Origin of the sequence: Limnoraphis robusta BA-68 BA1 (genome assembly GCF_034932365.1) — a bacterium.
Lineage (GTDB): Bacteria > Cyanobacteriota > Cyanobacteriia > Cyanobacteriales > Microcoleaceae > Capilliphycus > Capilliphycus robustus.
Genome location: NZ_JAYGHR010000009.1, coordinates 32,058 through 45,616, shown reverse-complemented (window position 1 = coordinate 45,616; position 13,559 = coordinate 32,058). Strand labels below are relative to the sequence as shown.

At 39.2% G+C, this 13,559-nt stretch carries 9 protein-coding genes; 4 read left to right on the top strand and 5 right to left on the bottom strand.

Annotation, left to right across the window (positions count from 1 at the left end):
• Positions 1-34: 34 nt before the first annotated feature.
• Positions 35-775 carry a class I SAM-dependent methyltransferase gene (locus tag VB836_RS06435; protein WP_323218548.1) on the bottom strand — a complete coding sequence of 247 codons (741 nt, stop codon included), beginning with the start codon at positions 773-775 and terminating at the stop codon, positions 35-37.
• A gap of 121 nt (positions 776-896) precedes the next feature.
• Positions 897-1,289: a winged helix-turn-helix transcriptional regulator gene (locus tag VB836_RS06430; protein ID WP_323218547.1), complete on the bottom strand. Its 393-nt coding sequence runs from the start codon at positions 1,287-1,289 to the stop codon at positions 897-899.
• Positions 1,290-1,661: 372 nt separating this feature from the next.
• Here VB836_RS06430 and ppsA point away from each other — a divergent pair, with 372 nt between their 5' ends.
• Positions 1,662-4,091: a phosphoenolpyruvate synthase gene (ppsA, locus tag VB836_RS06425; RefSeq protein WP_323218546.1), complete on the top strand. Its 2,430-nt coding sequence runs from the start codon at positions 1,662-1,664 to the stop codon at positions 4,089-4,091.
• A 215-nt stretch (positions 4,092-4,306) separates the two neighbouring features.
• Here ppsA and VB836_RS06420 read toward each other — a convergent pair whose 3' ends face one another.
• The gene (locus VB836_RS06420; RefSeq protein WP_049557642.1) at positions 4,307-4,693 is read right to left on the bottom strand and encodes a nuclear transport factor 2 family protein; all 387 of its coding nucleotides are present in this window, start codon (positions 4,691-4,693) and stop codon (positions 4,307-4,309) included.
• Positions 4,694-5,006: 313 nt separating this feature from the next.
• Here VB836_RS06420 and VB836_RS06415 point away from each other — a divergent pair, with 313 nt between their 5' ends.
• Positions 5,007-6,938 carry an ABC-F family ATP-binding cassette domain-containing protein gene (locus tag VB836_RS06415; RefSeq protein ID WP_323218544.1) on the top strand — a complete coding sequence of 644 codons (1,932 nt, stop codon included), beginning with the start codon at positions 5,007-5,009 and terminating at the stop codon, positions 6,936-6,938.
• Between the two features lie 10 nt (positions 6,939-6,948).
• Here VB836_RS06415 and VB836_RS06410 read toward each other — a convergent pair whose 3' ends face one another.
• A complete protein-coding gene (locus VB836_RS06410; protein WP_323218543.1) occupies positions 6,949-9,699 on the bottom strand; it encodes a CHAT domain-containing protein in 2,751 nt (916 codons plus the stop codon).
• A gap of 275 nt (positions 9,700-9,974) precedes the next feature.
• Between VB836_RS06410 and VB836_RS06405 the strand changes: the two genes are divergently transcribed.
• Entirely contained in the window at positions 9,975-11,918 is a 1,944-nt protein-coding gene (locus tag VB836_RS06405; protein WP_323218542.1) for an FAD-dependent oxidoreductase, read from the top strand.
• A complete protein-coding gene (locus VB836_RS06400; RefSeq protein WP_046278418.1) occupies positions 11,915-12,940 on the top strand; it encodes an aromatic ring-hydroxylating dioxygenase subunit alpha in 1,026 nt (341 codons plus the stop codon). Before VB836_RS06405 ends, VB836_RS06400 begins: the two co-directional genes overlap by 4 nt.
• On the opposite strand, the gene VB836_RS06395 is transcribed toward VB836_RS06400, so the two are convergent.
• Positions 12,922-13,506 carry a cyclic nucleotide-binding domain-containing protein gene (locus tag VB836_RS06395; RefSeq protein ID WP_323218541.1) on the bottom strand — a complete coding sequence of 195 codons (585 nt, stop codon included), beginning with the start codon at positions 13,504-13,506 and terminating at the stop codon, positions 12,922-12,924. The two genes, VB836_RS06400 and VB836_RS06395, sit on opposite strands and share 19 nt — an antisense overlap.
• Positions 13,507-13,559: the final 53 nt, after the last annotated feature.

Here is a 13,559-nt window from a genome sequence, read left to right as displayed (position 1 = left end):
CCCGGCGATCGCGAAAGTTACCGGGTTTTTCATTTCAAACTTGCATGAGATAAAAAACATACCCATAATAAGCGGAATATTGACGATAGAGATCAATTTCCTGTTGATGAAGTTCAACAACTTCTAATTTATCAGCATCATCTTTGTACTTTTGAGATAACGTAATTAATTTTTGTTCAAGCGGGGTGTAATAATGCACCCACCAAGCCGACTCAGGAAGCACAAAATAGCCGATTTCTTGATATCCCGCCCGTTGAATAATCAATCGATTCGCTTCAATATCCCGCATATGAGGATATTCTTGATCCCAAAATTGTTGTAATTCTTCTGGGGGGTTAGGTGCAAGCCAAGAAATCTCCGTTGCTGCTAAATAGCCTGGTTTTTTTAACAACGGTTTCCAACAAGAAAGCGCATTTTCAAAGCCAATACTATAAGCTGAACCTTCCGCCCAAATCACATCAAAACTGCTGTGATGAAATTCAAGTGCTGACATATCGGCGTTAACAATTTGAATCTGATCTGCAACACCTTTTTCCACCGCTTTTTGATGCAATTGATCGAGAAAAGGTTGATGATTATCAACAGCGATGACTGTTCCGTTTGAGAGTTCAACCAAATCCAGAGTTTGCATCCCTGGCCCACAACCCAAGTCCAAAATAAGCGGTTGGGGCGGTAAATGGGTTAACAAGGAATAGGCTTTTTGGGTGGACTCAAAATCACCTGGCCCTTCACGGGGTAAACCTTGATGAATCTCGAAGAAAGTCTCTAGGTTCATGTTAAAAAACACTCTCGTTTAAAAAATACAAACCACTAAGACACGAAGAAATAAAATCTTTGTGTATTAGTGTCTTGGTGGTGAATTCAGGATGCCAACTCAAGCAATCCTACAGTTCATCTCACCCGCTCAATTCTAACGGACAAACATGAGACTGTTGTTGTAGCCATTGTTGTCCGACTTGTTGTAACGCTTCGATAACGGGTTGAAGTTCTTCGCCTTTTTCAGTTAGAGAATATTCTACTTTGGGCGGAATTTCGGGATATACCGTGCGTTTAACCAAACCATATTGTTCGAGTTGTCGGAGTCGAATCGTTAAAGTTTTCGTACTAATTCCGGGTAACGCCTCAAGGAGTTCATAGGTTCGGCGACTTCCCTGAAACAGTTCTCTGAGAATCTGAAGCGACCACTTCCTCCCGACCCGATCCAAAATAAATTCGATAGGAGAGGTGATCTCTAGACACTGAGGGACATTCAGCAGCAAAGGGGTAGAATCGTCTGTTTTGACCTTCATCGAACCATCCTCATAAACTTCATCTTTTTTAATAATAACCTAAAAATCCTTGTCCTCGCTATTCTTTTCGTTTTGTAACTATGAGGAAGCACTCAAGGATGATGGCAATTTGCAGAGAAAAGAATAGGATAAAAGTAGAGTCAATCAAAAACCGATTGAACCTCCACTCCCCTTCAAGCCTTTCGTTAAAAAGACGTAACATTCGGCGAATAACCATTGGGGATCAATGTTTTTAAATTTTAAAGACTTGTTTTAACAAGATTGAAAGGAACGGTCAGCCCGTTTCCGTTTTTAGCCAAACCTGCAAAGAACTCTACTGAAAGATAGAGGCTTTGCGGGAGACTATCACTTTAGTTCGGAGTGAATTTACTGATGTTAAAAACTTTAGCCCTGCAAAATATCTCCCCAGTCAAAGAACAAGCACTCGTGTTATGGTTCGATCAAGTAGGAATCAATGATATTAGCTTTGTCGGCGGAAAAAATGCCTCTCTAGGCGAAATGATCCGGCAATTAACGCCCAAAGGAGTGAATGTTCCGCAAGGGTTTGCCATTACCGCTTATGCTTATCGCTACTTTTTGAAATCGGCGGGTTTAGATGTAAAATTACGTCAACTCTTGGCAGGTTTAGATGTCGATGATTTACCGAATTTGAGAACTCGCGCTGAACAAGCGAGAAATTTATTAATTAATACTCGATTTCCAGTAGACTTAGAAAGTGCGATCGCCCAAGCTTATTTAAAGTTATGTGATCTCTACGGAATGAAGGTAGATGTTGCAGTGCGTTCGAGTGCAACGGCTGAAGATTTACCCGATGCAAGTTTTGCCGGACAGCAAGAAACATACCTGAATATTCAAGGCTGTAAAGCTGTTATTGAAGCGACTCATAAATGTTTTGCTTCAGTCTTTACAGATCGGGCAATTTCTTATCGGACAATTAAAGGTTTTAATCACTTCGATGTTGCGTTATCAGTAGGCGTTCAGAAGATGGTTCGTTCAGATTTAGCGACTTCTGGGGTGATGTTTTCGATTGATACAGAAACCGGATTTAAGAATGCAGCTTTAATTACTGCCGCTTACGGTTTAGGGGAAAATGTGGTGCAGGGGGCGGTTAATCCTGATGAATATTTAGTGTTTAAACCAACATTACGAGAAGGTTTTAAACCCATTTTAGATAAACGTTTGGGAAGCAAAGCCATCAAAATGGTATATGATGCTGAGGGAACGACTAAAAATATTAGTGTGTCTTCAACGCAACAACAAAAATTTGCTCTTAATGAGTATGAAATACTGCACTTAGCGAAGTGGGCGATGTTAATTGAAGACCATTATTCCCGAGTAAGGGGATGCTATTCGCCGATGGATATTGAATGGGCAAAAGATGGTATCAGTGGAGAATTATTTATTGTTCAGGCGCGTCCAGAAACCGTACAATCACAAAAATCAACGCAGGTTCTCCAGCAATATAAACTTCAACAAAAGGGTAAAATATTAATCACAGGTCGGGCGGTTGGCGATCGCATTGGTCAAGGTAAAGTGAGGGTGATTTTGGATGTTAAAGACATGGATCAATTCCAAGCTGGGGATGTATTAGTTACTAATAAAACCGATCCAGATTGGGAACCGATTCTGAAAAAAGCCAGTGCAATTGTTACGAATTCGGGCGGAAGAACCTGTCATGCGGCGATTATTGCGCGAGAATTAGGCATTCCAGCAATTGTTGGTTGTGGCGATGCAACGACGGTTTTACAAACAGGTGAAACGGTGACAGTTTCCTGTGCGGAAGGCGAAGAAGGTCACGTTTATCAGGGTTTTTTACCGTTTGAAATCGAAGAAACAGTATTAGAAAATCTGCCAAAAACGCGCACCCAAATTTTAATGAATGTGGGGAATCCTGAAGAAGCGTTTCGTTTAGCCGCGATGCCTGCTGATGGCGTAGGGTTGGCGCGTTTAGAGTTTATTATTGCCAATCATATTAAGGTTCATCCCTTAGCATTGATTCATTTTAATCAATTAACAGATGAAAAAGTCAAAGCGCAAATTGAGCAATTAACTGTTCAATATGATTATAAACCGGATTATTTTGTCGATAAATTGGCACATGGAATCAGTATGATTGCGGCTGCTTTTTATCCCCATCCGGTGATTGTCCGAATGAGTGATCTTAAAAGCAATGAATATGCCAATTTATTGGGGGGTCGTGAGTTTGAACCGAATGAAGAAAATCCGATGATTGGATGGCGAGGGGCATCCCGTTATACTGACCCGAAATATCGAGAAGCCTTTGGGTTAGAATGTCAAGCGATTAAGCGAGTTCGAGATGAAATGGGGTTGGCGAATGTGATTCCGATGATTCCCTTTTGTCGCACTCCCGATGAGGGAAAACAAGTGTTAGCAGAGATGGCAAAATATGGCTTAGTTCGGGGTGAAAATGGATTACAAGTTTATGTGATGTGTGAATTGCCGAGTAATGTTTTATTAGCAGATGAATTTTGTCAGGTGTTTGATGGATTTTCGATTGGTTCTAATGATTTAACCCAGTTAACATTAGGTTTAGATCGAGATTCTGGCTTAGTGGCACATCTATTTGATGAACGTAACCTTGCTGTCCGCCGCATGATCAAAATGGCAATTGAAACGGTTAAACAGCAAGGACGGAAAATCGGAATTTGTGGTCAAGCGCCCAGTGATTATCCTGAATTTGCTCAGTTCTTGGTGAAATTAGGAATAGATTCGATCAGTTTGAATCCAGATTCAGTCGTCCCAATGATTCTTAATATTGCTGAAATGGAAAGATCGGCGTAATCGAATGATATAGTTTTGGTGGTGTAAGTCAAGTTCTAGAATTTGGGAGGAGTCCTAAGTTCTAGAAAAGCTGAGGCTGCTGAGGTTAGAGTATGACCAAAGCAGTCTTTTTTTTGAAAATCTTCGGGGAAAAAATAGAATTATAGACTCAAGATAGATAGAGGCTATCGGGTCTAGGACTCGGGAGAAGAGTCAAAATTCTACATAAAATGAACTTAACCCATTAATTTTGCTTTCATTGCGGCTTCATCCCAATAGGATTGCAATTTTTGAATTTTTCCGGCTTCATTGAATTCAATGATAGCAATTCCTTCAGCTTCAGCCGTGCGACCATTTTTGGTAACAACATTCATTTTCCAGTTGACTGCTGCTGCATGACCCGCCACAAAAATTTTCTCAGGTGTAACGTCTAATTTATCATAAAATTTCGATAATATTTCAAAAAACTTGTGAGCATCTTGTTGGACATTAAGCGGGGGTTTTCCCACCGGGTCATAAACGAGTGCGTCTTCAGCAAAGGTTTGTAGCCAGTTTTCAGGATTTAAAGTCGCGACTTGATGATAGTATTGGATTAAAAGCTGTTCAATCTCGGTTGGGGACATAGCAAGATGCTCTGAGGTATTGGTTTCAATTATAGATGTATTTTTAATTTTTTCCAAGCGATCGCAGTCACAGGTTTTGTGAATTATTTTTTAAAATTTAAAGCGTTGAATGCAGCTTTAAACTCCCGCTCATTTTTTGATGATCAGGGAAAAAATGTTCACCTAAAATCTAGCATTTTAATTTTAAATGCTAAAATTGGATTTTAAATAGAAATGTTAGAGTTGTCCGAAAGGTGATCACAGATGATAAAATAGGATAAACCCTTTTCACCCGTCTATATTTCTAGATAGAGAACACCACCCCAAACGCTGCATGAGTATCTTTACACTACAATCAGTCAAAAAAGATTTTGGAATCAAGGAAATCCTCAGAGATGCCAATCTCAGTCTTGATGCAACCGATAAAATCGGTTTAATTGGCACCAATGGATCAGGAAAGTCTACCTTATTAAAAATAATTGCTGGGTTAGAACCCATTGATAGCGGTCAAGTCTTAGTTAATTCTAAAGTCAACATTGTTTATTTATCTCAAGATCCTGAGTTAGACGAAAATAGCACAGTTATTGAACAGGTTTTTTCCAAAAGCGGCGAACAAATGAAGCTGATTTGGGAGTATGAAGAACTCTCAACAAAAATCGCTAAACATCCTGAAGATAGCCAGTTAGTCACTCGTTTATCAGCCGTTACTCAAGCCATCGATTCGGGTAATGCTTGGGAACTCGAAACGCAAGCTAAAATTATTTTAACTCAACTGGGAATCGAAGATTTTGAAGCAAAAGTGGGAAGTTTATCAGGAGGATATCGCAAACGAATTGCCTTAGCCTCAGCCTTACTTTCTAACCCGGATGTATTGTTAATGGACGAACCCACAAACCATTTAGATGCAGATTTAGTCGAGTGGTTGCAAGGGTATTTGAATACTTATCGCGGGGCTTTATTATTAATTACCCATGATCGTTATTTTTTAGATCGAGTCACCAATCGAATTATTGAACTCGACCGAGGAGATTTGTACACTTACACTGGAAATTATTCTTATTTCTTAGAAAAGAAAGCCGAATCCGAAGATATTGCAGTCAGTCAACAGCGCAAGCATAAAGGCGTTTTACGGCGAGAATTGGAATGGTTAAAACGAGGGCCAAAAGCCAGAAGTACCAAACAAAAAGCCCGAATTCAACGCATCGAAGGAATGCAGGAAACTGAATTCAAGCAAGCCCAAGGAAAAGTCGAAATTTCTACCCCAGGTCGTCGAATTGGCAAAAAGGTTATTGAGTTAAAAAATATCTCCAAATCCTACAACGATAAACCCATTGTACAGGATTTTACTTATACCTTTGAACCGGATGATCGCGTCGGAATTATTGGTAAAAATGGCGTTGGAAAATCAACGTTACTCGATATGATTACCGGGCGACTTCAACCGGACTCGGGAACCGTTGATATTGGTTCAACCATTCATATTGGTTATTTCGATCAACATTCAGAAGATTTAACCCAAGCGTTAAACGAAGAACAGCGAGTGATTGACTACCTCAAAGAAGTGGCTGAATATGTCAAAACAGCCGATGGGACGCAAATTACCGCCTCTCAAATGTTAGAACGATTTCTGTTTCCTCCCAGTCAACAATATTCACCCATTCATAAACTTTCTGGCGGTGAAAAACGGCGATTATTTTTATTACGAGTGTTAATGAGTGCGCCGAACGTGTTAATATTAGATGAACCGACAAACGATTTAGATGTACAGACGTTATCGGTTTTAGAGGAATATTTAGAAGAATTTAACGGTTGTGTGATTGTTGTTTCCCATGATCGCTACTTTTTAGATCGAACGGTTGAGATGATTTTCGCCTTTGAATCTGAGGGAAATTTACGTCAATATCCGGGGAATTATTCAGTTTATTTAGACTATAAAGCGAGAGAAGAAGAAGAAGCCGCAAATCTAGCCACAACCGTTAAAGAAAAAACGTCAGAAGCCCAGGACACAGAAAAATCTCAACGTTATTCTTGGGATAAAGACGGAAACCGCAAACTGTCTTCTAAAGAAAAAAAGGAGTATCAAGCGTTAGAAAAGAAAATTGCAAAATTAGAAGCTGAAAAAGCGAAGTTAGAAGCTGAATTATACAACGTTGCACCTGGAAAAGTCAGTCAAGTTCAAGAACTGCATCACAAGGTTGAACAGTTAACCGCAGAAATTGATCAAGCCACCGAACGTTGGTTAGAATTAGCGGAAATTGATTCTTAAACTCCTTCAACTACTGCCAATTCCCCACTAAAACAAACGGCGCCCAATAAAAAGGATGGCGAGTTCTGTCCTCATTTAAAAGATTCAGTTGAGCGGTTCGTAAGGCTTGCGCTTTATTGGATTTTTGTTGAGGATTGGCTAACTCTTGATAAAAATCAACCATTAAATTAGCGGTACTTTGATCTTCGACTGTCCATAACGTTGCGAGGGTGCTACGCGCTCCGGCTCTCACTGCAATTCCGGCTAATCCTAACGCCGCTCGATCATCACCTTTTACCGTTTCACAAGCGCTTAAAACCAACAATTCAATCGGAGTATTTTCATCAGGTTTCCGTAAGAGTTGATCGAATGTTCTCACATCTATTCTATCATTATACGTCAAAATAAATGTTTCTTCAGCATTAGAACCAAACTGACCATGAGTGGCTAGATGAACCACCGGAAAGGGAAGCTGATTAATTAAGTTTTGCAGATTTTCACGGGTAAATTCTTCGTTCTGACGCTTTTCGTGATTGGGAATGGTTTCTGCAATTTGATTTAATTCTTCATCAACGGCTGGAAGCGTTCCAAATTCCCCAAAAGTTGGGGCATCTGTTGCACCCCCTAAGAATGCTCTTAAGTCTTCCTGAGTCAAGGGTTGGGGGTTTAATAATTGTAAACCGGGAGTGAGTGCGATCGCATATTTTTCGACTAAAAACTCCTGACCATCATATAAACTTCCCATCGGAATATTGCGTAAACTGCCATCTAAAACAAACACTAAAGTATCAACTTGGCTATTCTTTAAATCCACTTCAGCCGGACGAATTAACCAGTCATAAACTTGTCGAGTTAATGTAAAAATTTCTGGCGTTGTTGCCGTGTTTCCATCCGTCGGAGGTTGAATTAATTCTCCTTGCAGTTTTCTGACTGTTTGATTGATTTCTTCTCGGTTTACTTGGGTTGTATAAAGTTTAAAGGTTGCTTCGGGTTCTGTCGGAAAACTGACAATAATTTCTAAGCGATTGGGTAAAATAATCGGATAAATAATAGCAGCAGTTTTAGCGACTTCATCAATGATTTTTGGGTTTGCATCAACACAAGCATCTCGAAAGAAATTATTGAGTTCTGCTAACTGCAAAGACTCAATCACTTGCCGAATTTCTCTAATTTGTAGCTGTAAGTTTTGCGAATCTCCCGCAATTTGAAATCCATTCGCTTCTTGTAACTGTAAATCAACTAATTCACGATAAACAGGTTCCACACTTTCACGGAAAGAAAACTGTACTTCGGGGTTAATGGCGACTAAATCACTGCGTAGAGATTGTAAGGTATTAAAGGCATTTTTATAAGCAGCAATTGCCCCTTTTCGATCCCCTTGTTGTTTACGAATTCGTCCCAGTTGCCAAGAAAATAGATAAGCAATATCGGGTGAATTGTAAGTCGGAGCAATACTCAAGGCTTGTTGAGTAAAATCTTCTGCTATTTTCCATTGTTGAGCCTGTTCATAGAGTTTTCCAAAGGTTCCAAACGCATAAGCTTGACCTTTAATATCTCCTAAATTTTGGGCTTGAGTCACTGCATTTTGTAAAATTTTATCGATTGTTTCCATCGTCAGATTTAGAGGGGAAGTTGCTAATTGCAGAGCCAATAAACTATTAGCAAAATTAACCTGAGTATAAATTACGCTTCGGCTAGGCGGCAAGGTTTTTAAAGGTTCATAAACTAAAGGCCATAATTGTTCTGCTTCTGACCATTGTTGACTATCAATTAATAAACTGAGTTGATTTAATTGGGCTTGTATTTGAGTTTGTAAGACTGAAGAAGATTCGACAGCCGCTTGATACAAACTTGAAGCTTTTTCTAAATTTTCTAAATGGGCTTGACGTTTAGTTTGTCGAACCCGATCTGAATCTCCATCCTTCACAGAAAGGCGACGTTCTCGTTCAGCGATGGATCGTTCTGTATTGCCTAAATTCAAATAAATTGTGGCGATCGCTTCTTGATTTTCCTGTTGTTTCGCGATTTGTAAACTCGCTTCTAAAAGCATCTGAGACTGTTCGATCTGACCCACAACCAGCAGTAAATTTCCTAAACTTCTTAGTCCTTCTAACTTCCAGGCAGAATTGGGTTGATCTAATAATAAATTGACCGTATTTTCTGATAAATTGCAGCCCTGTTCAATAGACTGTTCAACCTCAAGAACCTGTAATAAAGTTTGACAAACTTTCGGATATAAACCTAAATCTTGAAACCCTTGAGCTTGGTTTAATTTATTTTGTGCAAGTCGAGCTTGATCTCCCATCTCTTGATGAATTTTAGCCGCTTCTCCCCAAGTATCAATTGCATTTTGGATTTGTCCTGTCTCCCACTGCAAGCGTCCTTTAATATCAAGAGTTTGAGCTAAAATCTTTGAATTTTCCCGCGACTTTTTTAGAGATTGCAGTAAAGTTAAACTCTGGGTAATTGTTGATTCTGCATCTTGCCATTGATTCAATTTTTGATAGGTTAAAGCTAAATTACTCAACGCCATTGCTTGATTAATTGGATCACGGTTTTGAGCAAAAAACGTTGCCGCATCCTGCCAATACTCCACCGCTTTTTCAAACTGTCCCGCTTGATATAAATCTTTAGCTTGTTGAGTGAGTTGTAAGCCATCTTCCTGAGTTTGAACAGTAAGAACTTCCTGAGAAGCACGAGCTAAAACAGGCTGTATTACCATCGAAACAATAAATAAACCAATCAGTAAAAATTTGAAGTATTTTTTTAACTTTTTTTTCATCTTTTTGAGCGCTCATTCAATCATTTTTAAACTTGGATAATTCTGGTTATACTATTTTGGGTTGAATTCTAGATTTTTTAATAAAAAACTCAGAATTCCACAACTAAAATCATCAATCAAAAATTTAAACTTTAAGTAAGATTATCAATCTCCCAGATGCTCAACAGAATGCTACTATCAAATGGGTTTCCTTAGAATTTAAAATTTCAAAGTATAATTCTGAGGACTCCCAAACTCCCTGTAAATTTGGGAGGATGTTAACCCTAAAATTCCTAATGAGTCAATTTACTGATTTGCCTCAATTACCCAATTTTTCTCGACGAACAGCCCTTAAAATTCTAGGAGTTAGTGCGGTTTCGGGGCTGATTGGTTATTCTCGATTCCATAAGCCGCAACCCACTATTTTTCAACAAGATTCTCTGGAGTTACCTCGAACTCTCAATCAACCCAAACAGGTTGTCATTGTGGGGGCGGGGTTAGCTGGATTAGCCTGTGCTTATGAACTGAGTCAACGAGGATTTCAAGTCACCCTTTTAGAAAAATCTCCTCAACTTGGGGGTAAAATTGCCAGTTGGCTGATTCAAGTGGGTGATGAAACCTTCAGAATGGAACATGGTTTTCATGGCTTCTTTCCTCAATATTACAACCTTAATAGTATCATCAATGAACTCTATCTTCAAGATCAATTTATCTCGTTAGAATTTTACTCGGTTGTCTTTAGAAATCAACAATACAAACCCGAAGTTTTTCGTCCCAGTCGTTCAGCCTTTCCCTGGAATATTGTTGATTTAGCCATTTCCTCTCCGAACCGACTCCGTTGGGGAATCAACCTCACAAAACCTGCTCACTGGGAAGTTTTTAGAGAAATTGGGGGATTTAAAACACCCGATAGTTTTCAACGACTGGATGCGGTATCCGTTGCAAATTGGGTCGAAAAAGATTTTCCTCAAGGCTTGTATGATTTGTATTTTTTGCCCTTTGCCAAATCGAGTTTAAACGCACCCGATAAACTCAGTACAGCCGAACTGATGCAGTTTTTTCACTTCTACTTTTTCGGCAATCCTGAAGGCTTGGCATTCAATGGAACCCGCCAAGATATGGGCAGTAGTTTAGTCCAACCCATTGCTGAATCTATTCAACAACAAAACGGTAAAATTATTACCGAAGCAACCGTTAGTAATATTCAAATGAAAGCCGGAAAAATCGATTCACTCTCCTATTTTAAAGGCAATAATTTTAACCCGGTACCCTTTTGGGTAACGAGGAATCAATGGATAGGAGAAGATTGGGAATATTTTGGAGCGGGAGATAATGTTTATGCGATTCCTGAAGGCAAAAATGAAGCACTTTCTTTAACCTGTACTCATCAAGGCTGTACCGTTAAACTCGCAGTTGATGGACGGTTTTATTGTCCTTGTCATGGTGCCGTTTATGATCAAAATGGAACCGTTATTTCCGGGCCAGCCCAACGAAACTTAGCGAAATTTACAGTGATTCAACGTCAACCCGAACAAGTTAAACTTGTGGCTTTTAACCCCGAAATTAACAATAATAATTTAACAACAATTAAAGCCGATTACTATGTTTTTGCGACGGATATTCCAGGAGTTCAACACCTCTTTGATTTAACTAAAGGTGAAGTCAATTCAACAGTAAAAAAACAAATCAAAAAACTCCAAGTTGCTGATCCTTTTGCTGTTGGACGTTTTTGGTTTGATCGAGATTTTCCTTGGGAACATAGCAACTTTACCTCCTTATCCGGTTATCAACTCACCGATAGTATTACCCTCTATCATCGCATTCAAAAACAATTTATTGACTGGCATAAAAAAACCGGGGGAACTGTCGTTGAACTGCACGCTTATTGTTACAAAGAATCCCTATTTCCCACCCAAGAACACTTACTCACCACCTTTGAACAAGAACTTTATGAAATTGTCCCTGAACTTACATCTGCTCAGTTAATTCATCGAGAATTAGTCAATCAAAAAAACTTTGCTGGATATCCACCCGGAAGTTATGCAGAACGTCCCCAAACCAACTCCGGTATTTCTAATTTAATGTTTGCTGGAGATTGGGTGAAAATGCCTTTTCCCTGTGGTTTAATGGAACGAGCCGTCAGCAGTGGATTATTAGCCGCTAACGAGATTTTACATCAAGAAGGTTTACAACGACGCACATTGCTTTCTGTGAACCCTGAAGGTTTTTTACAAATATGAATCAAAAAATTCGTCAGTTAGGAATCAACCCAAATCATTGGTATGTTGTCGCTCGGAGTCGTGACGTTAACACTCAACCTTTAGACGTCATATTATGGAATCAAGCCATTGTTTTATTTCGGAATAAACAAGGAAAAATTCAGGCTTTAGAAAATCGTTGTCCCCATCGACAAGTTAAACTGAGTCATGGTAAAATCATTGAAGGGAATCTTGAATGTGCCTATCATGGATGGCAATTTAACGCTCAGGGTGAATGTGTAAATATTCCCTATTTAGCCGAACACCAGAGACTTCCAAACTGTAAAATTCTTCAGTATCCAGTTGAAGAATTAGACGGTTTTATCTGGTTATTTCCAGGAAAAAATCCAACTCAAAACCAACCATTAGGCGTTCCTGAATGGGATCATTTGAATTATATTGCGACTGTTTCTCTAATTCACTGTCAAGCTCATTATTCCTTTTTAATTGAGAACTTGATGGATATGTATCACGGACATTTACATCAAGATTGGCAAGCCTGGACAGATGCCATTTTAAAAAAAATAAATGAAGATAACCATCGAGTTGATGCCCACTATCAAGCCAAAAGCTACTATAAAATCGATAAAATCTGGTCAATTTCTCAGCTATTTTTCCCCGCTTTACGTCAACTCCATCCTGAACCCTTAGAAGTCAGTTATATCTATCCCCATTGGGTTTCAACACTCGGCAAAGACTTTAAAATTTACTGTCTATTCTGCCCCGTAAGTTTAACAGAAACCAAAGCCTATCTCATCCATTTTACCTCCCTACATTCCTTTTGGCGTCTGCACAAATTACCGATTCCCTTTCGGCGCTTTCTCAAAAACAAACTATTCGGTTCAGCCCAAAAATTACTCGATGGATTAGTTGAACAAGATGTTAAAATGATCGAAGAAGAACAACAAACCTATCTCAATCAACCTCAACAAAAAAGTTATGAATTTAACCCGACATTAGCCAGCGTTCAACGCTTAATCCAACATCAAGAATTCCTCGAGTGATGATTACTTTCTGACGCTTTTAAACTATGTACCAGCCAATTAAACTTAGCCTCAGCCAACTCCAGAAAATCTTGTTTACTCTCATTGAGTTCATTGGTATCCTCCTCAACTTCTTCGAGATAATGATCTTGAACTTGATATCCCAAACGCCTAACGGTTCCCCGCATCCGACTGGCTAAACACAAACAAATCCCTTGATAAAATCGAGAAGCAAACCCGGCATTCCGATGGAGTTGAGCGATTAATTCATAGCGAGGAACCATCAATACTAAACTTTCTTCAATTGCTTTCACCGTTGCTAAAGGAGGACGATTATCAATAAACGAAATTTCACCAACAACTTCTCCCTCATAGAGCTTTGCAAGTTCTCGTTCACCATTCGGAGAAATAGACACACTCAACACCCCTTTTAAAACAATATACAAAGCGCTAATGGTTCTCCCTTCATAAATCAGCGTTTCTCCGGGGGGAATCACCTGTGTTTTTCCCCGATTAATAATCCAGGATAAATCCTGATCATCCAGTCCACCCAGAATAAATAAAGCCTTTTTAGGTTGTTCACTCATAAGATTTTAGAGTTGATAAACGTGATTTTTTTTAAACAATTACACCCTTTAAA